Genomic DNA, 21,652 nt, shown 5'->3' with positions numbered 1-21,652 from the left:
GTTGGGGGGCTTGTGGTGGGCCGACCTCCCGGGGGGCGGGCGGGGGGCGGGGGGGCCCCCCCCCCCGCCCCCCGGCCGGTCCAAGACCATGAGAGCAGAAAGCGCAACCGCTGTGGACAGCGCAATGTCACACTAGGCGTAAATATGACCTATATGTCGCATTGTGTGGTCTCGGTCCACCTGGTGTTGTCCACAGGCGGTGGCCGAAGTGATGGACGGCGGCCAGAATCGAGAGGTGGGCACGGGGCGTCCGACCGCTCGGTCGGGTCGCGCCGCGTGCCGGATCACCCCGATCGACCCGGGAGGCAGCAGTGAGGACGGCGACACTGGGACCTGCGGAGCGTGCCGAGGCACTCGCCGCGATGGCCGAGCGCGAACTGGACGTGCTGGTGGTGGGCGCGGGCGTGGTCGGCGCCGGTACGGCGCTGGACGCCGCGACACGAGGGCTCTCGACCGGCCTCGTCGAGGCGCGCGACTGGGCCTCGGGCACATCGAGCAGATCGAGCAAGCTGATTCACGGCGGGCTGCGCTACCTGGAGATGCTTGATTTCGCGCTCGTCCGGGAGGCGCTGAAGGAGCGCGGGCTGCTCCTGGGGCGGCTCGCCCCCCATCTGGTGAAGCCCGTGCCGTTCCTCTATCCGTTGCAGCACAAGGGCTGGGAGCGGCTCTACGCCGGCACCGGGGTGGCGCTCTACGACGCGATGTCGGTGTCCTCGGGGCACGGCCGCGGCCTGCCCGTCCACCGGCACCTCTCCCACCGTCGTGCCCTGCGGGTCGCCCCCGCACTGAGGAAGGACGCCCTGGTCGGGGCGTTGCAGTATTACGACGCGCAGATGGACGACGCCCGCTATGTGGCGACCCTGGTGCGCACCGCCGCCGGTTACGGCGCCCACGTGGCGAACCGGGCACGGGTGACCGGCTTCCTCCGGGAGGGTGAGCGGGTCGTCGGCGCGCGTGTGGAGGATGTCGAGGCGGGCGGGGCGTACGAGGTCAGGGCCAAACAGGTGGTCAACGCGACCGGGGTCTGGACGGATGACACCCAGGCGCTGATCGGGGAGCGGGGGCTGTTCCACGTCCGCGCGTCCAAGGGCATCCACCTGGTCGTTCCGAAGGACCGCATCCACTCCTCGACCGGCCTGATCCTGCGGACCGAGAAGTCCGTCCTCTTCGTCATCCCGTGGGGGCGGCACTGGATCATCGGCACGACGGACACCGACTGGGACCTGGACAAGGCACACCCGGCGGCGTCCAGCGCCGACATCGACTACCTGCTCGAACATGTCAACTCGGTCCTGGCCACGCCCCTGACCAGAGATGACGTGGAGGGCGTCTACGCCGGGCTGCGGCCGCTGCTGGCCGGTGAGTCGGACGCGACCAGCAAACTCTCGCGCGAACACACGGTGGCGCACCCGCTGCCGGGCCTGGTGGTCGTGGCAGGCGGCAAGTACACCACCTACCGGGTGATGGCGAAGGACGCCGTGGACGAGGCGGTGCACGGCCTCGACCAGCGGGTGGCGGAGTGCGTCACCGAGGACGTTCCGCTGCTCGGGGCGGAGGGATACCGGGCGCTGTGGAACGCCCGGGCGAGAATCGCGGCCCGCACGGGGCTCCATGTCGCCCGGGTGGAGCACCTGCTCAACCGCTACGGCTCCATGACGGAGGAGCTTCTCGACCTGATCGCCGCCGATCCCGCGCTCGGTGAACCCCTGCCGTCGGCGGACGACTATCTGAAGGCCGAGATCGTCTACGCCGCGTCGCACGAGGGGGCACGCCACCTCGACGACGTACTGACCCGCCGGACCCGCATCTCCATAGAGACCTTCGACCGGGGCACGCTCAGCGCCCGGGTCTGCGCCCAGCTGATGGCGCCGGTCCTGGGCTGGGATCCGGGGCAGGTCGACCGGGAGGTCGAGCACTACGAGAAGCGGGTGCAGGCGGAGCGGGAGTCGCAGCGGCAGCCGGACGACCTCACGGCGGACGCGGCGCGGCTCGGCGCCCCGGACATCGTGCCGCTCTAGAGACGCGGCCGGGGGCCTGCCGGAAAGGTCCGCCGGCACGCCCCGGGCTCTCAGGTGCGGGTCGCGCGAGCGCAGAACTCCGCGTCCAGCAGTGCCCGTTCGTGCGCCGTCGCATCGGTCAGGGTGTCCGTGTCGACGCGGTACGTCAGGGTGTGCCGGCCGTCGCGGGTGGAGGCGGTGCGGACCTGGCTGCCCGCTATGCGGCCGTTGTGGCCCCAGACGGTGATGCCGCAGGAGAGCTTCTGCGGATAGATGCCCAGGCCGTAGACGCCGTGCGTGGCATCGGTGTTCAGCAGGGCAGCCAGCTGTGCGGGAGGCAGGAGGCCCCCACTCAGCAGGGCGGCGTAGAAGCGGTTCAGATCGGTGAGCGTGGAGATCAGTTCGCCGGCCGCGCCCGCCGTGCGCGGGTCGAGCGCGGTGACGTCGTGGAGGCTGCCGTCGGCCGGGTCGCGGGTGTAACCGCGGCCGTGCGGGTCGGGCAGGGAGGTACGGGCGCCGGGCAGCGAGGTACCGGTGAGGCCGAGGGGGGTGATGACGCGGCGGCGGATCTCGGTGGCGTAGTCGTTGCCGGTGACGCGTTGTACGACAAGTCCGAGAACGATGTAGTTCGTGTTGGAGTAGGCGTAACCGCCAGGGGCGTTCGTCGGACGGTGGGACAGCGCGACCTGCACGGCGCCGGTGGCGGACACGGGACGGGCGGAGGTGTCGTCGGTGTAGTCGTAGAGCCCGCTGGTGTGGCTGAGCAGGGCGCGCAGGGTGATGCGGCGGCCGTCGTTGCCGTTGCCCCGGATCAGCCCCGGCAGCAGCCGGTCGACGGGGTCCGACAGGTGCAGCCGCCGCTCCCCGACGAGTTGGAGCACGACCGTCGCGACGAACGTCTTGGTGATGCTGCCGGCCCGGAACCGGTCCGTCCGGCGAATTCCGGGGCCCGTCGAGCGATAGGTGTCGTACGGTGCCGAGGAGGCACGACGGGCCAGGAGCGCCGCCGTGGGAGCACCGCCTCCGGCGACGAGCCGGGGAAGATAGGCGGCAGCGGGCATCAGGTGTGGTTCGCTGGGCAGGTTCGCTGTTCCCAGGCACAGCAGCGCAGCCAGCAGCGGGATGGCGAGCAGCACCCTGAGTGTCGGCATGGCGGGGACTCCCTTTCTCCGGCCACATCATGACGGCCTGTGGACCCGGCACCATGGCCGGTGCCGGGGTGAGGGACAATGAACGCTCTGCCAGGGCGGGTTGATCGCAGAGGGGACGCATGTCGGAGGCGGAGCAGGCACGGGAGCCCCAACGGGACAAGGACGGACGTCTCCTTGCGGGGCGCTACCGGCTCGGGGAGGTGCTCGGCCGGGGCGGTATGGGCACGGTCTGGCGTGCCGTCGACGAGACGCTGGGCCGCACGGTCGCGGTCAAGGAGCTGCGGTTCCCCTCGGCCATCGACGACGAAGAGAAGCGCCGGCTCATCACGCGCACGCTGCGTGAGGCGAAGGCGATCGCCAGGATCCGCAACAACGGCGCGGTGACGGTCTACGACGTGGTCGACGAGGACGACCGGCCCTGGATCGTGATGGAACTCATCGAGGGCAAGTCCCTCGCCGAAGCCATCCGTGAGGACGGGGTGCTGACGCCGAAGCGCGCCGCAGAGGTCGGCCTCGCCATCCTCGACGTGCTCAGATCGGCGCACCGCGAGGGCATCCTGCACCGCGATGTGAAGCCGTCCAACGTACTGATCGCGGAAGACGGCCGGGTCGTGCTGACCGACTTCGGCATCGCGCAGGTCGAGGGCGACCCGTCGGTCACCTCGACCGGCATGCTCGTCGGCGCGCCCTCGTACATCTCCCCGGAGCGCGCCCGCGGGCACAAGCCGGGCCCGCCCGCAGACCTGTGGTCGCTCGGCGGACTGCTGTACGCCAGCGTCGAGGGCACCCCGCCGTACGACAAGGGCTCGGCCATCGCCACCCTGACCGCCGTGATGACCGAGCCGCTCGGCCCGCCGAGGAACGCCGGTCCTCTGGAGGAGGTCATCTACGGCCTGCTGGCCAAGGACCCCGAGCAGCGGCTCGACGACGCCGGTGCCCGCACCCTGCTCGACGACGTGATCCACGCCCCCGAGAAGCCGGACCCGGTGGTGCCCCCGCCCGCCGACGCCACGCAGATCATGGCCCTGCCCGGACAGACCACCGCGTCCGATCCCCGGACGGCGTCGAAGGCCGGAGCGTCCGGCGAGGGGGCCCGGGACCGGCTGCGCGGTGCGCTGCGTTCCGTCCGGAACGCGAAGCCGGCACCCGCGAAGACGGCACCGGCGGCCGCGGCGTCGACCACCGTGCCGCCTCCTCCCGCGACACCCCCGGCGGCCACTCCTGCGGCGGGTTCCCCGGTCCCTGCCCGGCCCTCGACTCCGGTGAAGCCGGCCGCTGTCTCCGCCGCCGTACCGCCGCCGCGTCCCGCCACGTCGCCGACCACCCCGCCCCGCGCCTCGCTCACCGATGTGGTGCCGCGCCGCACCCTGGCGATCATCGCGGCCGTGATCGTGCTCGCCGTGATCGGTACGGTCCTCGCCCTCACGCTCGACTCGGGCGGCAAGGACGAGGCTGGCGGAGGCAAGGGCAAGGGTGACACGTCCGCGTCGGCCGGAGCCTCGACGGCCGGCAGCTCCCCGGACACCGACGGCGGCACCGGCAGCACCGGCGGCAGCGGTGACAACGCCCAGGACCAGGGCGGCGATCAGGGCAAGGATCAGGGACAGGGCCAGGACGACGCGGACAAGGGGTCCGACGGTTCGAAGGACGGCGGCCAGGACCCCGACGCGCTGCCCGCCGGATACAAGACCGTCAAGAACAAGCAGTTCCACTTCACGATGGCGATGCCCGAGAGCTTCCGGCGCAACGGCACGGCCGGTAGCAATTCCGGCGGCATCTTCAACGACGACGGGGGCTTCCCGCGCGTCCAGGTCGACTACACCGATTCTCCCGGAGGCGATGCCGCCGCCGCGTGGAACGCGGCCAGAGGCGCCGTCGCGGCCAGCAGCAACGGCTATCACCACCTCGGCGTGGACACGGTCCAGTACAAGGGCTACCCGACCGTCGCCGACTGGCGGTTCGAGCGCACCCAGCAGGGGCAGCGCATCCGGGTGCTGAACCGTGGCTTCAAGGTCGATGCCACCCACGGCTACGCGATCATGATCAGCTGCAAGGCGAGCGAGTGGGACGGCGAGGAGTGCCGGACGCTGCGCAAGACCGCGTTCGACACGTTCGCGCCCATCGACTGATCCCCGGGTGAAATGGGCCGGGATGCGACGACCCTGCCGCACGGTCGTCGCGTGCCACGTATCGTGAGAGCCTGAAGACCGTACGCAGCCGGAACGGCCGGTCAATTACACGGTAAGTGACCGTAATTGACGGGCATGTGCGGTCTGCTTGGCCGGGGGACAGCGCGCTCTGGGGAGGCGTCGTGGACGACTACGCGGGTCGGGTGCTTGCCGACCGCTACCGCCTTCCGCTGCCGCCGTCCGATGCGTACGAACTGGTCGAGACCCGTGCGTTCGACACCTACAGCGGGCAGGAAGTCCTCGTCCGGCAGGTGCCGCTGCCCGAGGTGGTGGACGCCGAGGTGGTCGACGGGGAGGGTCCGGCACCGGCGGCGCGGCGGGTGACCGGGCGCGCCGTGCGGAGGTCCACGGACCCGGCGGTCCGGCGTGCCATCGAGGCGGCCCAGGCGGCGGCCCAGGTGCCCGACCATCCTCGGCTCGACCAGGTCTTCGACGTGTTCGCCGAGGCCGGCTCGCTCTGGATCGTGAGCGAACTCGTCCTGGCCCGCCCGCTCGCGGCCCTGCTCGCGGAGCGCCCGCTCAATCCCTTCCGGGCCGCCGAGATCGGCTCCGACGTGCTGACGGCGCTGCGGGTGCTGCACGCCCATGGGTGGACCCACCGCAACATCACCGTCCGCACGGTGCTGGTCTGCGACGACGGCCGCGTCGTGCTGACCGGTCTGGCGGCGGGGGCGGCGGAGGAGGCACTTTGCGGGTACGTGCCGACGCCTCAGCCCGACGACGACTACGACGGCGACTACGGCGACGGCGACTACGGCGACGGCCATGACAACGGCCATGACAACGGCCATGACGGTGGCTATGACGACGGGTACGGTGCACGCCCGGGGTACGGGACGGGACCGGCCGAGCCGTACGCATCGTCGGCGACACCCCTCCCTCCGCCCCCGCCCGCCCCACCGGCCGAGGTGCCGCCCTCACGCGGTCCTGCGGCGATCGAGACGGGTCGGCCGACCGGTGACCCGCACGGCGACGACCCGCACGGCGACGGTGCGCACCACAGCGACGGGTACGCCGACGCTCCCCGCGGCGGTGCTCCCGGCGAGCTGGAGGCTGTACGCCGACCGGTGAACCCCGCGCTCCCGGCACCCACGCGTCCGGAGGGCAGCGCCGCGCAGTCGCGGGCCGAGCGCGCCGGAGCCATCGCCGCCTACCGCGAGGGCGCCCGCGCCGCCGCCCGCATCGGCGAGGACCGGCGCCGGGCCGGGGCGGCCGACGACGAGGTCTCCGGCAGCCTGCCGGTCCCGCACCCCGCGCGGCCGTCCGACCCGGACTCGGACCACGACCACCCCCAGCCGGCCGCTCCCCGGATCCGGCCCGCAGAGACTCCGCACGACGCCGCGCCGTACGACGACGCCGCGTACCCAGCCGCGCCGGCCCCCGAGGACCCGTACGCCAAGAGCCCGTACACCAAGGATCCGTACGCCAAGGATCCGTACGGCGCCGCGCCGTCCCTTGAGGCCCCGTACGACGAAGCCTCCTACGAGGAAGCCCCCTACGGCGACACCTCCTACGACGAAGCCCCCTACGGCGACACCTCCCACGGCGAAGCCCTCTACGGCGATGCCCCCTATGACGATGTCGACGACGACGGGGATGACGACGGCTCAGGGGATGACGGTCCGCCGCCGGCCCCCCGGCGGCTGCACCTCACCGGCACCTGGAGCGACGGCCCCGGTGCCGGACGACCCGTCCCCGCCGGAGGCTCGGGCGAGGATGCCCTGCGCGCCGATGCCCGCCGCCACGGCAGCTCCCCGGCACTGCCCGCGCACCTCCCCGAGCCGCAGCACACGCCGCAGCACGCGCCGAGCCGCTGGGACGAGATCGTCGCGAGCGGCCGTACGGACGCCGTCTATCGCGGCCCGGCCACCCCTCTCGCCGCCGAGCGGGCCCGGCAGACCCGGATCGCGGTCGTCGGCGCGGTCACCGAGCGCTGGGCGCCCGAGCAGGGCGGACCCGTCCACGAGAACTGGCAGCTGGCGCCGCCCATCGGCCCCGCCACCGACCTCTGGGCGCTGGGCGCGCTGCTCTACCGTGCGGTCCAGGGCCATGCCCCGTACCCCGAGGAGAACGCCGCCGAACTCGTCCAGATGGTGTGCGGGGAGCCGCCCGCCTTCGCCGAGGAGTGCGGTCCGCTGCGTCCGGTCGTCGAGTCGCTGCTGCGTCAGGACCCGACCGAGCGGCCGGACTTCGAGGAGCTGCAGGGCTGGCTGCGTTCCCTCGTACGGTCGGCGCCCGAGCCCGAGGCCGGTCTGGACGTCGTACCGCTGCCGTCCCCCGACAGCACCCGGCTCCCCGTCGTACGCCGCCGGGGCGAGCTGGTCCGCAGGCGCCGGGGCCAGGGCCGCCACCGCCACACCAAGGAGAGGACCGACCGTCACGACCGGCCCCGGGCGGAACGGGCGCCCAAGGCACCGCGCGAACCCAAGGGCCCCAAGGTGCTGCGCACCCCGGCGCCCCCCTCCCAGCAGGGCCGGGGGCACGCGCCGCGGCGGCTGGGGCGGCTGCTTCTGCTGCTGATCCTGCTGGCCCTGGCCGCGGCCGTCGCGTACGCCGTGATGTTCATGCCCAAGGGCGGCAGCGACTCCACCCGCTCCCCGGGCCCGGCGTCGTCGCCCGCCGGATCGCCCGATCCCGGAGCGGGAGCGTCCGACGGGCAGTCGCCCTCGCAGTCGCCCGGCGCGCAGCAGCCGCAGACCAGCCGCTCCGCCGTCGCGCTCGCCCCCGGTTACACCCTGCGCAAGGACTCCGAGGGTTTCGAGGTCGGTGTGCTCAAGGGGTGGCAGCGCAGCCCCGCCAACGCCGACCGTCAGATCCGTTACGGCAGCGACGGCTTCAGCCTGTTGATCGTTCCCGGACGCGACACCGTCAAGGCCAACGGCAACGACCCGCTGGTGTACCAGGCCGACAAGGAGCTGGAGTTGCAGCCGTTCCGCGATTCGAGCTGGTCGGGGTCGAGCGGGCTGCGCCGGATCGACGTCGGCCGACAGGCCATGGCAGAAGGCCAGTTCACCTGGCAGGACGCCAACGGGCGTGAGGTGTACGCCCGGAACCTCGTGATGATTGTCGACGGCCGCTACCACATCCTCCAGGTCACCGGCCCCGAGGACCGGCGCGACAAGGTTTCGGACATCTATGAACAAGCCATCATTTCTTATCGCGTGACGTCCTGAAGGGTGGCGCACGGCGCCTCGACTGTGGTGGGGCGACAAGCATCACAGTGCGGTCTCTTGGGGGTTGCGAGGTTCCGTGGCCTGCGTCGCCTCCGTAATCTGGCCTCCGAGGAAACGGGGCTGGGATACGTGGATCGATCACAGGGAACGCAGGCGGGGCTGATACTGGCCGGGCGGTACCGACTCGGCGAAGTCCTCGGGCGTGGCGGCATGGGCAAGGTCTGGCGCGCGCACGACGAGGTGCTGCACCGCATCGTCGCGGTCAAGGAGTTGACGGCGGGACTGTACGTCGCCGAGGCCGACCGGATCGTGCTGCACGCCCGCACGCAGAAGGAGGCGCGCGCGGCTGCCCGGATCACGCACCCGGGCGTGGTCACCGTCCACGACGTGATCGAGTACGACAACCGGCCCTGGATCGTCATGCAGTACGTCGACGGTCCGTCGCTCGCCGACTCGGTCAAGGAGTCCGGCGAGGTCGAGCCGCGCGAGGCCGCCAGGATCGGCCTCCATGTGCTGGGCGCCCTGCGTGCCGCACACGGTGCGGGGGTCCTGCACCGGGATGTGAAGCCCGGCAACGTCCTCCTCGCCGGCGACGGCCAGGTGCTGCTCACCGACTTCGGGATCGCGGCCATAGAGGGTGACTCCACCATCACCAGGACCGGTGAACTGGTCGGGTCCATCGACTATCTGGCGCCCGAACGGGTACGCGGCGGTGATCCCGGTCCCGCGTCCGACCTGTGGTCCCTCGGCGCCACGCTCTACACCGCGGTCGAGGGGCGCTCCCCGTTCCGCCGTACGTCCCCGATCTCCACCATGCAGGCCGTCGTCACCGAGGAACCGCCGCCGCCGGGCCGGGCGGGTGCGCTGGCCCCCGTGATCACCGCGCTGCTGCGCAAGGACCCCGACGGCCGGCCCACGGCGGCGGAGGCGGAGCGGATGCTGCTGGACGCCATGGAGGGCCGCGCGCCCCGGGCCGCGCAGGCGTTCGTACCGACGCAGCGCGTCCCCGAAGAGGTGCTGCGCACGCTGGGCCCGGACGGCACTCCCGGCGCGGACGCGGCGGGGACGGCCCGGCTGCCGCACCCGGCCGACGGTTTCGCCGCCGGCCCGGTGCCGTCCCCGGTGACCCGGCGCGGCCGGTCCCGGTGGCGCACGGTCGTCCTGGTCATCGCCGCGGCTGCGCTGGTCGGTGGCGGCGCGGGGCTCGCCGCGATGAAGCTCGGGGACGGCGGGGACAGCACCGCCGGGCGCGGCGGTACGGGTACGCACACGACCGAGAAGCGGGAGAGTCCCGAACCTTCGCCTTCGCCGACGCCCAGTACCCCGGCGCAGGGCGTGCCCGAGGGCTGGCACCGGGTGAACGACCCCGAGGGCTTCAGCCTGATCGTGCCCGACGGCTGGGTGCGCCGGGCGGACGGCAACCAGATCGACTACACCCCGGACAACGGGGTGCACTACATCCGGATCGGCATCGACCCGGCGCCCGACTTCGAGAACTCCTACATGCACATGCTGAACCTGGAAAAGCTGTTCATCGAACGGCTGCCCAGCTACGAGCGCAAGACCCTGCACTCCAACACGTACCGTGATCGGGAGGGCTCGCTCTGGGAGTTCACCTGGAACGAGACCAAGGACCATCCGGGCCCGCGCCATGCGATCGACCAGATGTACTACGGGGAAACGGGCGGCCCCGAATACGCGTTGTACATGACGGGTCCGGCTGCGGACTGGGACACCACTCGGGAGCAGTTCGACACGATGCTGCGCGGATGGCGCGCACCCGAGAGCTGACCGTCCGTGCCGCTTCCGTGCGGCTCCCGTCCCGCTTCCGTGCCGCTCCCGTGCCGCTTCCGTGCCGCTTCCGTGCCGCTTCCGGTTCGACTCAGGAGCCCTTCGGTGACCGCAGGGCTCCTGATCAGGGGCTTTGTTGCCAGTGATCACTGGCTTGTTTGTGGGGACTGTGAAAACCCGTTACTCACGGGTACCCAAAGCGTGCGGCTGGACGTACTCTCGCCCTCATGACGGACTCGCAGGCCTCCACGTCCACCGCCGCAGCCGGCACCAACCCCGTGGCCCCCGCCCCCGCGGGCGTGCGCACCGCCGCCGATGTGGTGACGCCCGAGGTGATCGCCCAGCTGACGCGTGGGGTGATCGGTTCCGGCCGTACGGCCAACCACACCCCCTTCACCGGGGAGAAGCTGGCCGATCTGCCCGAGTCCACCCCCGAGGACGTGGCGACCGCCTTCGAGCGGGCCCGCGCCGCCCAGCCGTCCTGGGCCGCGACTCCCGTCCGCGCCAGGGCCGCCGTCCTGCTCCGCTTCCACGACCTCGTGCTCAGCCGCCAGGCCGAGGTGCTCGACCTCATTCAGCTGGAGACCGGCAAGGCCCGGCTGCACGCCCACGAGGAGGTGCAGGCCGTCGCCGTCGCGGCCCGCCACTACGGGCGCAGGGCCGGCGCGTATCTGAAGCCGAAGCGGCACACCGGCGTCGTACCGACCCTCACCAAGGTCACCGAGCTGCGCCAGCCGCGTGGCGTCATCGGTCAGATCGCGCCGTGGAACTACCCGTTGGAGCTGTCCGTGGGCGACGCACTGCCCGCGTTCGTCTCCGGCAACGCCGTCGTGATGAAGCCGGACACGGAGACCGCGCTGACCGCGCTGTGGGCCCGTGACCTGCTGATCGAGGCCGGGCTGCCCGCCGACGTGTTCCAGGTGGTCCTCGGTGACGGCCCCGTCGTCGGCCCCGAGCTGGTCAAGCACGCCGACTATGTCTCGTTCACGGGATCCACCCGTACCGGCCGTGAGGTCGCGCAGGGCGCGGCGGCCCGGCTCGTCGGGGTCTCGCTGGAGCTCGGCGGCAAGAACGCCATGCTGGTCCTCAGGGACGCCGACGTGGAGAAGGCCGCCGCGGGGGCCGTCCGCGCCTGCTTCTCCTCGGCCGGCCAGCTCTGCATCTCCATCGAGCGGCTGTACGTCCACGAGTCGATCGCCGACGACTTCGTGGCCCGCTTCGCCGCCCGTACGAAGGCGATGCGGCTCGGCAACTCCCTCGCCTACGGAGCCGACATGGGTTCCCTGGTCGGCGAGCGCCAGCTGGAGACCGTCACCCGGCACGTCGCCGAGGCCGTCGAGAAGGGTGCCGAGCTCGTCGCGGGAGGTGTCGCCCGCCCCGACATCGGCCCGCTCTTCTACGAGCCGACCATCCTCGACGGCGTCGAGGCGCCGATGGCCGTCTGCAACGAGGAGACGTTCGGTCCGGTCGTCTCCATCTACCGCTTCACCGACGAGGACGAGGTCGTCGCCCTCGCCAACGGCACCCCGTACGGCCTGAATTCGAGCGTCTGGACCAAGGACGCCGGGCGCGGCCACCAGGTCGCCGCCCGGCTGCGGACCGGCACGGTCAACATCAACGAGGGGTACGCCCCCGCGTACGGCAGCGTGCAGTCCCCGATGGGCGGCATGAAGGACTCCGGTCTCGGCCGGCGGCACGGCTCCGAGGGCATCCTGAAGTACACCGAGGCGCAGACCGTCGCCCAGCAGCGGCTGATTCCGCTCGCCCCGTCCTTCGGTATGGACGACGAGAAGTACGCGGCATTCATGACCCGCAGCCTGAAGGCGATGAAGGCGTTCCGGCTGCGCTGAACCCCGTCACACCGCAGCACGTTCCGCCCTTTTCGCACCGAGGAGAGCCATGTCCCAGGACAGCCCTGCCCAGAATCAGGCCGAACCGGCCGGTGAGGCCGGTGAGATCGATGACGACGCCGCGTACGACTACGACGTCCTCGTCGTCGGCTCGGGCTTCGGCGGCGCGGTGTCGGCCCTGCGGCTGACCGAGAAGGGGTACCGGGTCGGTGTCCTGGAGGCGGGCCGGCGCTTCACCCCCGGCACCCTTCCGAAGAACTCCTGGGATCTCAAGAACTACCTGTGGGCTCCCGCGCTCGGGCTGTACGGCATCCAGCGCGTGCATCTGCTCGGCAAGGTGATGGTGCTGGCCGGCGCGGGAGTCGGCGGCGGCTCGCTGAACTACGCCAACACGCTGTACATACCGCCGGCGCCGTTCTTCGAGGACCGTCAGTGGGCGTCCATCACCGACTGGCAGGACGAGCTGAAGCCGTACTACGACCAGGCCAAGCGGATGCTCGGAGTCAGGCTCAACCCGACGATGACCCCGTCCGACGTCCACCTGAAGGCGACCGCGCAGGTCATGGGCGTCGGCGACACCTTCCACCTCGCCCCGGTCGGCGTCTTCTTCGGTGACGGCGAGGACGCCGACGGTACGGCGCGGGCGAAGCCCGGCGGCACCGTCGCCGACCCGTACTTCGGCGGCGTGGGCCCCGCCCGCAAGGCGTGCACCGAGTGCGGCGAATGCATGACGGGCTGCCGCCACGGCGCGAAGAACACCCTCAACGAGAACTACCTCCACCTCGCCGAGAAGGCCGGCGCCGTCATCCACCCCATGACCTCCGTCGTCGCGATCACGGACGACCCGGAGGGCGGCTACCACGTCAGCACCGTCCCGACCGGCCGCCGCAGGAAGGCACGGCCCACGCGGCTGCGCGCCCGCAAGGTGGTCGTCGCGGCGGGCACGTACGGGACACAGACCCTCCTGCACACCATGAAGGACCGGGGCCTGCTGCCCCGGCTCTCGGACCGGCTCGGCGAGCTGACCCGCACCAACTCAGAGGCGCTCGTCGGCTCCCAGACCAGCGACCGCCGCTACCGCAAGAAGCACGGCACCGCGAAGGCCGACTTCACCCGGGGCGTCGCGATCACCTCCTCGATCCACCCCGACGAGAACACCCACATCGAGCCCGTCCGCTACGGCAAGGGCTCCAACGCCATGGGCGCGCTGTCCATCCTCCAGGTGCCGTACGGCGGCCGGCGGGTGCTGGGCTGGCTCGGCAACATGGCCAAGCACCCGACCCTCGCCGTGCGGTCGCTCTCCAACCGCCGCTGGTCGGAGCGGACCATCATCGGTCTCGTCATGCAGTCGCTGGACAACTCGCTGACGACCTACCGCAAGCCGGGAGGCGTGGCGAAGGGCCTGCTCACCGCCCGGCAGGGGCACGGTGCGCCCAACCCCACACAGATCGAGGAGGCGACACGCAGCGCCGCACTGCTCGCCGAGGAGATCAACGGTTTCCCCGGTTCGAACGTCGGCGAACTGATGGGCACCCCGCTCACGGCGCACTTCCTCGGCGGCTGCCCCATCGGCGCGAGTGCCGAGGAGGGCGTCATCGACCCGTACCACCGGCTGTACGGACACCCCGGCATCTCGGTGGTCGACGGCTCGGCGGTCTCCGCGAACCTCGGCGTCAACCCGTCGCTCACCATCACCGCACAGGCCGAGCGCGCGATGTCCTTCTGGCCCAACAAGGGCGGGGCGGACCCGCGTCCGGCACAGGGCGAGGCGTACGAACGGCTGGCCGCGGTCGAGCCGCAAGCACCGGCGGTGCCGAAGGAGGCCTTCGGCGCGCTGAGGCTGCCGTTCCTCGGGCTGCCGACCGTACCGCCGAAGAAGAAGTCGTAGCGGCGGCGGCAGCCGCGGCGCACCGGTGAGCCGGAAGGGGCTGCACCCCCCTCCGAGTGCAGCCCCTCCACGCTCGCGGTGACGACACGTGTGACGCGTCGGTGTCACCGCTTCCGCGGCGCCGCGCGATGACCACCGCGCGGAGCCGAGCACTACGGCCGCTCCGCCCGCAGGGGCGGACCCGTCTCCGCGAACCTGCCGGGCGGGGCCGGTGGTTCCGCATGATTGACCCCTGGTTCGCCGCAAAGGTTGCCCACAGGTTCCCCGGACCTACGTGTGAGCCCCCTCACGTTTATCGCCGTACTCAATCCGTGACCTGCGGCTGCGCAACTGTTCGCAGGGTCACGCGGTCGAACTCGTTGTCGCTGTCACAGCGGTCGCAACGCCCCCACCGACCTCAGAGAGTCCGCGATGAGAACCATGTCCCCGAGAGTCGCGCCGCGCCGCGCCGCAGGCTGGTTCGCCGCAGTCGGCCTGCTGGCCGCCGGCTCGCTCGCCCTCGGCGCCCCGGCGCAGGCCGCCGGCCCCGCACTGGTGATCGGCGGCCCCGCCGCGACCGCCCTGCACCCCCGTCCGACGAGCGGCGCACCACAGAAGTCGACGGTCGTGATCACCGTCGACAACCCTGCCCGGGACACGGAACGGAGCTCCTTCGAGGGCGACTTCGCCGTGAACTTCGACCTGGCCGGGATCGCGGGCACGGCCGACGCGGCCTTCGGCGGGGCGGGTGTCGCGGACTGCGAGGTCACCGGCCCCACCGCCGTCTGCCACGGCCACGGCCTCGGGCCCGGCCGCAGCGCGCTCGCCGCACTGGAACTCACCGCCGCCGAGGGCAGCCGTATCGGTGACGCGGGCACGATCGAGGTGACCGGCACGGCGGACGGTGCGACGTTCGCCGCCTTCTCCACCGAGGTCGTCATCGGCGGCCCCGACCTGACGATGGAGCAGCTCCCGCTGAAGCCGAATCCGAAGCCCGGTGAGACCCAGCAGGTCCCCGTCACGTTCGCCAACAACGGCACACGCGCGGCCGACGGCGTCCTGCTCACGCTCAGGTACACGCGGGGCCTGGACTTCGTCGAGCGCTACGCGAACTGCGAGTACACCGAGGGCGAAGCGGGCGGGGGCTTCGCCGCCGGTACCACCGCCCGCTGCTCCGTCCCCGGTACGTACGAAGCGGGGACGACCTACCGGCTGGCCGTACCGCTCACCCTCAGGGCCACCGAGCACGCCTTCCACGACACGCTCGTCTACCGCGTCGACGAGCAGGAACCGGGGCGGCCCGGCGTGCGGGGCGCGGCGCTGAGCGGCGGCGAGGGCAAGGGCGCCGCGCTCACCCTGAGGGAGGCCGCCCCCGTCCGCGGCGTCGACCTCGATCCCCTGGACAACCAGCGGGAGGCCGACTTCGTCACCGAGAACTCCGCCGACTTCGTGGCCTACGGTGCCCGGGTGCGTGGCGCCGCGGGCGACACCGTCGCGGCCACCGTCGGCTTCCACAACAGGGGCCCGGCCTGGGTGGGGTTCCCGCGATCCGTCGGACCCGTCGCCGCGGTCGACCTCACCGTCCCCGAGGGCGCCTCGGTCACCGGCGTTCCGGCCGGCTGCCGGGGGCTGACGGCCGACGGGCAGGACTTCGGGAGCCGCGGCGGGGCGCCCCGCTACGTCTGCGACACGTCCTCGGCGATGAGGGACGGCGCCGACTTCGCCCTGCGCTTCCGCCTGAGGATCGACAAGGCGGTGGCCGGAGCCTCCGGCACGGTCACGGTACGCACCCCGGACCTCACCGGGCCCCCGCAGCCGGCCTTCGACCCGGAACCGGCGAACAACACCGCGCGGCTGGTCCTGAACGGCGACGACGAGGACCACGGTTCCGGGTCCGCGGCGTCCGGCGGCGGCCCCGGCCCGGCGGACCCGGCCTCCGCGGGCGGCCAGGCCGGTGGCTCCGGTGCCGCATCCCACGGTTCGCCCGCCTCGGGAGCCGTGTCGGGCGATGCCACCACGTCCGGTTCCACCGGCGGTTCCCTGGCATCGACCGGCTCCGCGGCGCTGCCGGTGGCCGCCGGTGCGGTGACGGCGCTCTCGGCGGGCGGTGTGCTGCACGCGACGGCCCGCCGCCGCCCACGACGCGGCTGAGGGCGCCCGGGTGCAGTCGAGGACTGAAGCTGACGGGCGCCCGGGTGCAGTCAAGGAGTGAGGCTGACGGGCGCCGGGGTCCGGGCTACGGGTGAAGGGGCAAGGGCCCCGCGGACCGGAAGGCGGTCTGCGGGGCCCCGATGCGATCGACGCCCGGACACGGCCTTGGCGCCGAGTCGGGCGGCTGCTCCCCACGCAGGCCGCTTCGCCCGGATACGGTCGGCTCCGGGCGTCCCCGGAGCCGACCGCCCTTGGGGTGACCGGGCTGCTGTCCCCTGCCGACCGGTCACGCACGCTGGGGCGCGGTCCCACGGCGTACCTGCGGTACGCCACACGCTCCAGCGGAGCCACGCGTGGTTTCCTTCCAAAGCCGCCCCTGGCTGGCACGGACACCGGGACCAACGAAGCCGCGACGGACCCGGTCACGCGCCGTACGGGTGAGAGTCCGCCCGAACTGGGATACGGCCCCGACCCCCTGCCGCGGGATGTCAGGCCCGGCCCCGGCAGAGTTCCAGCAGCGTCATGGCGAGGGGGGTGCCGGGCTTGCCGAGCGCGTCCCGGTACCGGCCGAGGATCTCCATCTCGCGGGAGAGGTTGATCCGGCGACCGCCGGAGGTGATCCGGGCCTCCTGGATCACCGTGGAGACGGCCATCCGTTCCTGGACGAGCCCGATGATCCGGTCGTCGAGGGTGTCGATGCGCGACCTCGCGTCGCCGATCAGCGCGGCGGCGTCGTCGGTGTGCGCGCCGGTCTTCTCGGTGGCGGTCTCCGCGGGGGCAGGCTTCGGGACGGCGGTCTTCGGGACGGCGGTCTTCGCGGGGGCGGTGCTGGTCATGGTGGTGACTCCTCGTGGGCCGCGGCCCCCGGAACCGACCGGCCCGGAACGACGAGGCGCCCCGGGCCTTTCGGCCCGGGGCGCCTGGAATGTCGCTTGTCAGTGGATCAAGCAGCACGACCATGGCAGCCGGCGGGCCGGGTGCCATAGGTAAAGACGAAGGTCGTGTGCTGACGCATGACCTCAGTATGGCCCCGCCCGGTCGGGGCAGCCAACGCGGGCCGGATGCTGAGACACCCCGCACCCCGGGCCCGCACCCCCCACGCCCCGCACCCCCCACGCCCCGCACCCCCCACGCCCCGCACCCCCACGCCCCGCACCCCCACGCCCCGCACCCCCGACCGGGCAGGGATCCCCGACGCCTCCGTACCCCCGACCGGCCGGGGATGCCGGACGCCTCCGCACCCCCGGCCGGGCAGGGACGACGGACGCCTCCGCCACCCCGGTAGAATCGACAAAACCGACCCCCTTTTTCACCGCCGGAAGGCCGCCCCGTGCCAGCAGCACCCCCCGCCGCCCCCGACATCGCGACCGACGTGGTCCTCGTTGTCGACTTCGGCGCGCAGTACGCCCAGCTCATCGCCCGACGCGTCCGTGAGGCCCGGGTCTACAGCGAGATCGTCCCGTCCACGATGCCCGTGGCCGAGATGCTGGCCAAGAACCCCCGGGCGATCATCCTGTCCGGCGGCCCTTCGTCGGTGTACGCGGAGGGCGCGCCCTCTCTCGACCGTTCGCTGTTCGAGGCCGGGGTTCCGGTCTTCGGCATGTGCTACGGCTTCCAGCTGATGGCCACGACGCTCGGCGGAACCGTCGACGACAACGGTGCCCGTGAGTACGGCCGCACCCCGCTCGCCGTCTCCAAGACCGGCTCCACGCTCTTCGAGGGCACCCCCGCCGAGCAGTCGGTCTGGATGTCGCACGGCGACGCCTGCTCCGCCGCCCCCGAGGGCTTCACCGTCACCGCGTCCACGGACGTCGTACCGGTCGCCGCCTTCGAGAACGACGAGAAGAAGCTCTACGGCGTCCAGTACCACCCCGAGGTCCTGCACTCCACGCACGGCCAGCAGGTCCTGGAACACTTCCTCTACCGCGGCGCCGGCATCGAGCCGACCTGGACCACGACCAATGTGGTCGAGGAGCAGATCGCGCTGATCCGCGAGCAGGTCGGCACCAAGCGCGCCATCTGCGGCCTGTCCGGCGGCGTGGACTCCGCGGTCGCCGCAGCCCTCGTACAGAAGGCCATCGGCTCCCAGCTGACCTGCGTGTACGTCGACCACGGCCTGATGCGCAAGGGCGAGAGCGAGCAGGTCGAGAAGGACTTCGTGGCCTCCACCGGCGTCCAGCTGAAGGTCGTCGACGCCGAGGAGCGGTTCCTGGAGGCGCTGGCCGGGGTGTCCGACCCCGAGCAGAAGCGCAAGATCATCGGCCGTGAGTTCATCCGCGTCTTCGAGCAGGCCCAGGCCGAGATCGTCGCCGAGGGTGCCGCCGATGGCGAGGAGGTCGCCTTCCTCGTTCAGGGCACGCTCTACCCGGACGTCGTCGAGTCGGGCGGCGGCACCGGCACCGCCAACATCAAGTCGCACCACAACGTCGGCGGTCTCCCCGACGACATCGAGTTCCAGCTCGTCGAGCCGCTGCGCCAGCTGTTCAAGGACGAGGTCCGGATGGTCGGCCAGGAGCTCGGCCTGCCGGACGAGATCGTCCAGCGCCAGCCCTTCCCCGGCCCCGGCCTCGGTATCCGCATCGTCGGCGAGGTCACCAAGGAGCGGCTCGACCTGCTCCGCGACGCCGACGCCATTGCCCGCGAGGAGCTGACGGCGGCGGGTCTGGACCGCGACATCTGGCAGTGCCCGGTGGTCCTGCTCGCAGACGTCCGCTCGGTCGGCGTCCAGGGCGACGGCCGGACCTACGGCCACCCGATCGTGCTGCGCCCGGTCTCCTCCGAGGACGCCATGACGGCCGACTGGTCGCGTCTGCCGTACGAGACGCTCGCCAAAATCTCGACCCGCATCACCAACGAGGTCGCCGACGTCAACCGGGTCGTGCTCGACGTGACGAGCAAGCCCCCGGGGACCATCGAGTGGGAGTGACCGCCTGGGCGGTCCCTGCCTGAACCCCGTTCGACGCCGATGCCGTCGCTCATCCCCCCGAGCGGCGGCATCGGTGCGTCCCGCCCCGGATCCCCGTCCGGCCCCTTCCCGAGCCTCTGCCCGCGCCCGGCCCCCCACCCCCGGACCCGCTGGACCCCTCCCGCGCCCGGCCCCTTCCCGGATCCCGCCCCCCGTGGCGGAATCGAGGCCCGATGCCTCTGGTCACCTGCGGCGACCGGCGGTAACTTCCGACCCCGTACGCCCTGGGATCCCGAGGAGTCGCCATGCCCGAGCCCACACCCGTACCCGTGGACCAGCTCCACTTCGCGATGCCGCCCGTCCACGACGCGCTGGAGGACGAGCGCGCACACCGCAAGGAACGGCTGGCCGGGGCGCTCCGGCTGTTCGGGGAGTACGGGTACGAGGACGGCGTCTCCGGTCACATCACGGCGCGGGATCCGGAATTCACCCACTGCTTCTGGGTCAACCCCTTCGGCGCCCCGTTCGACGGCCTCGCGCCCGACGACCTGATCCTGGTCAACGGGGAGGGGCAGGTCGTCGAGGGGCGCCACCACGTCAATCAGGCGGCGTTCGCCGTTCACGCGCAGGTGCACCGGGCCCGCCCGGACGTCGTCGCCGTCGCGCACACCCACTCCGTGCACGGGCGGGCCCTGTCCGCGCTCGGCGAGCTCATCGAACCGATCACCCAGGAATCCTGCGCCTTCTACGAGGACCACGTCCTGTACGACGCCTACACCGGAGTCGTCGTGGACGAGGAGGAGGGCCGCAGGATCGCCGCCGCGCTGGGCGGTCACAAGGCGATCGTGCTGCGCAACCACGGGCTGCTGACCGTCGGCGACACGGTGGACGCGGCCGCCTGGTGGTTCATCGCCCTGGAACGCTCCTGCCAGGTGCAGCTGGCCGCACGCGCGGCCGGAAAGCCCGTGCTGATCACCCACCGGGACGCGGTCGCCACCCGCGACCAACTCGGCGGCGACCTCGTGGCCTGGATCAACTACCAGCCACTGTGGCGCCGGATCAGTCGCACATTCTGACGATACGCGCCGACGGGCCGACCCGATGCGGGCCCGTGCCCTTCCGTACGGCACAATTCGCAGCAATCACAGTCGAGTTGGCTGTACCGGGGCTGGAAAGGGCGGCGTTCTCCGTGGCGTTGGACGAGGCGAGGACGAGCAGTACGCACGGTGGCGGCTGCACGTGTGGCGACTGCCCGCACGGGGCGCGCGAAGGCCACCGGCGTGCGGTGGCCGCCTTCCTGACCAAGCGGGACGAACTCGCCGCGGGTCAGGGACTGCCGCCCGGGGTCGCCCGGTCCGCCTCCGCGACCCGCCAGTGGGTCTCGGACGAGCTGACCGAGTCCGCCAGGACCGTCGCCGAACGGGGCCGGGAGGCGGGCGACGCCTGGCTGTACCGGGTGTGGCGGCGCACCCTGATCGCGGTGTGGGGAAGCGTCGCCGTGCTCGTCGTCGCCGAGTCCGCCACCGCCATCGGCGCGGGCTGGACCAACGCCCGCACGGCCGGACTGCTCGCCGGAGCCGTCACCGCGGCCCTCCTCACCTGCGCCGCCCATGTCCACCGGGCCCGCGGTGGCCTCCTCGCCCCGGTGATCGGCGAGGACAACCGGCTCTCCACCTCTCGGGCCGTCGCCGCGTCCTGGGTGCTCCTGTCGGTCTTCTCCGTACTCGTGCTGGCGCTCCAGCTGGCGGGCGCCTCCGGTCACGCGGAGCGCGACGAACTGATCGAGGGGCTGGACCTGGCCAGGGGCGCCGGGGTGGTGACCGTGCTGGCGCTGGTGTGCGCCGTCGCCGTCGTCGTACGCCGGGTGGTGACCGTACGGGCCCTGTCCGGGCGGCTGCAGAAGCTGCGCGCCGACCGGCCGCGCGCCGCCGATCTGCTCACCGACGACTCCGGGCGGGGCAGCTTCACGGACGTGCAGTACGTGCTGGTGAGCACCGTCGCCGTGCTGTTCGCCGCGGTCCGCCTCGCCCGCAGGCCCGAGCAACTGCCCGACCTGCCCTGGGGCCTGGCACTGCTGGTCACCGTCTCGGCGCTCGCCTACTTCGCCGGGAAGTACGCGGAGGGCGGCCGTCCCGTGGTGCTCTCGGTGGTCCGGGCCAGGGAGGCAGGGGACCTGGACGCGTCGATCCGTACCGGCGACGACATCGAGATCCGCGGTGCGGGGTTCGTGCCGCCCGGAGCCGGGGCACCGGACCGGCTGTCCCGCATGGTCGTCCGGATCGGCCGGGTCCATGTGCACGTCCCGCTCGTCCCGGTCTCCGGCGGCTTCGCCAACCCGACCGACAGCGTGCTGACCGTGCCGGTGCCGGTGGAGGTGGAACCCGGCCTGGTGGAGGTGCAGGTCGTGACCGCTGCCGGGGTGGAGACCAACCGGGTCGAGATCGATGTGACGGACTGACCGCCACACCCCTGCCCGGCAATGGGGTGGTGGCCACGGCCGACCGGACGCCCCACCGAGTGCGCGGCGCGTGCAGCACGTACGTATGGTCTGTTGACGGGTCTACGGAAGGCGGTGCAG

General features: G+C 72.3%; 12 protein-coding genes. 10 read left to right on the top strand and 2 right to left on the bottom strand.

Annotated elements, in window-relative coordinates:
- Window positions 1-311: 311 nt before the first annotated feature.
- Complete coding sequence (locus ACFVUT_RS34235; protein ID WP_389659223.1) at window positions 312-2,018, top strand: glycerol-3-phosphate dehydrogenase/oxidase; 1,707 nt, start codon at window positions 312-314, stop codon at window positions 2,016-2,018.
- A gap of 50 nt (window positions 2,019-2,068) precedes the next feature.
- Here the strand turns inward: ACFVUT_RS34235 and ACFVUT_RS34230 are convergent, their stop codons facing one another.
- Window positions 2,069-3,148: a serine hydrolase domain-containing protein gene (locus ACFVUT_RS34230; RefSeq protein ID WP_389659220.1), complete on the bottom strand. Its 1,080-nt coding sequence runs from the start codon at window positions 3,146-3,148 to the stop codon at window positions 2,069-2,071.
- Between the two features lie 119 nt (window positions 3,149-3,267).
- Here ACFVUT_RS34230 and ACFVUT_RS34225 point away from each other — a divergent pair, with 119 nt between their 5' ends.
- The 6 genes from ACFVUT_RS34225 to ACFVUT_RS34200 all read left to right on the top strand — a co-directional run bounded on the left by ACFVUT_RS34225 (window position 3,268) and on the right by ACFVUT_RS34200 (window position 16,169).
- Entirely contained in the window at window positions 3,268-5,277 is a 2,010-nt protein-coding gene (locus tag ACFVUT_RS34225) for a serine/threonine-protein kinase (protein ID WP_389659217.1), read from the top strand.
- Window positions 5,278-5,459: 182 nt separating this feature from the next.
- Window positions 5,460-8,510: a serine/threonine protein kinase gene (locus ACFVUT_RS34220; RefSeq protein WP_389659214.1), complete on the top strand. Its 3,051-nt coding sequence runs from the start codon at window positions 5,460-5,462 to the stop codon at window positions 8,508-8,510.
- A 129-nt stretch (window positions 8,511-8,639) separates the two neighbouring features.
- Entirely contained in the window at window positions 8,640-10,301 is a 1,662-nt protein-coding gene (locus ACFVUT_RS34215; RefSeq protein ID WP_389659211.1) for a serine/threonine-protein kinase, read from the top strand.
- A gap of 227 nt (window positions 10,302-10,528) precedes the next feature.
- Window positions 10,529-12,151 (top strand): succinic semialdehyde dehydrogenase, encoded by a 1,623-nt coding sequence (locus tag ACFVUT_RS34210; protein ID WP_389659208.1) that lies wholly within the window; start codon window positions 10,529-10,531, stop codon window positions 12,149-12,151.
- A 49-nt stretch (window positions 12,152-12,200) separates the two neighbouring features.
- Entirely contained in the window at window positions 12,201-14,039 is a 1,839-nt protein-coding gene (locus ACFVUT_RS34205) for a GMC oxidoreductase (RefSeq protein WP_389659205.1), read from the top strand.
- Between the two features lie 420 nt (window positions 14,040-14,459).
- Entirely contained in the window at window positions 14,460-16,169 is a 1,710-nt protein-coding gene (locus ACFVUT_RS34200; protein WP_389659203.1) for a peptidase, read from the top strand.
- Window positions 16,170-16,657: 488 nt separating this feature from the next.
- Here the strand turns inward: ACFVUT_RS34200 and ACFVUT_RS34195 are convergent, their stop codons facing one another.
- Window positions 16,658-17,005, bottom strand: a complete 348-nt coding sequence (locus ACFVUT_RS34195) for a chorismate mutase (RefSeq protein ID WP_389659200.1) — start codon at window positions 17,003-17,005, stop codon at window positions 16,658-16,660.
- Window positions 17,006-17,499: 494 nt separating this feature from the next.
- On the opposite strand from ACFVUT_RS34195, the gene guaA reads away from it, so the two are divergent.
- The 3 genes from guaA (at window position 17,500) to ACFVUT_RS34180 (ending at window position 21,532) form a co-directional block, all read left to right on the top strand.
- Complete coding sequence (gene guaA / locus ACFVUT_RS34190) at window positions 17,500-19,095, top strand: glutamine-hydrolyzing GMP synthase (RefSeq protein WP_389659197.1); 1,596 nt, start codon at window positions 17,500-17,502, stop codon at window positions 19,093-19,095.
- 284 nt (window positions 19,096-19,379) lie between these two features.
- A complete protein-coding gene (locus ACFVUT_RS34185; protein WP_389659194.1) occupies window positions 19,380-20,150 on the top strand; it encodes a class II aldolase/adducin family protein in 771 nt (256 codons plus the stop codon).
- Between the two features lie 113 nt (window positions 20,151-20,263).
- The gene (locus ACFVUT_RS34180) at window positions 20,264-21,532 is read left to right on the top strand and encodes a hypothetical protein (protein WP_389659229.1); all 1,269 of its coding nucleotides are present in this window, start codon (window positions 20,264-20,266) and stop codon (window positions 21,530-21,532) included.
- Window positions 21,533-21,652: the final 120 nt, after the last annotated feature.

The sequence above is a fragment of the Streptomyces sp. NPDC058051 genome (assembly GCF_042885475.1).
Lineage (GTDB): Bacteria > Actinomycetota > Actinomycetes > Streptomycetales > Streptomycetaceae > Streptomyces.
This window is presented reverse-complemented; position numbering and strand designations above follow the sequence as displayed.

Bases quoted from the DNA above. Each gene is read 5' to 3' on its own strand.
- ACFVUT_RS34225 (WP_389659217.1), top strand. From the start codon at position 3,268: ATGTCGGAGGCGGAGCAGGCACGGGAGCCCCAACGGGACAAGGACGGA.
- ACFVUT_RS34230 (WP_389659220.1), bottom strand. From the start codon at position 3,148: ATGCCGACACTCAGGGTGCTGCTCGCCATCCCGCTGCTGGCTGCGCTG.
- ACFVUT_RS34195 (WP_389659200.1), bottom strand. From the start codon at position 17,005: ATGACCAGCACCGCCCCCGCGAAGACCGCCGTCCCGAAGACCGCCGTC.
- ACFVUT_RS34210 (WP_389659208.1), top strand. From the start codon at position 10,529: ATGACGGACTCGCAGGCCTCCACGTCCACCGCCGCAGCCGGCACCAAC.
- ACFVUT_RS34205 (WP_389659205.1), top strand. From the start codon at position 12,201: ATGTCCCAGGACAGCCCTGCCCAGAATCAGGCCGAACCGGCCGGTGAG.
- ACFVUT_RS34200 (WP_389659203.1), top strand. From the start codon at position 14,460: ATGTCCCCGAGAGTCGCGCCGCGCCGCGCCGCAGGCTGGTTCGCCGCA.
- ACFVUT_RS34185 (WP_389659194.1), top strand. From the start codon at position 19,380: ATGCCCGAGCCCACACCCGTACCCGTGGACCAGCTCCACTTCGCGATG.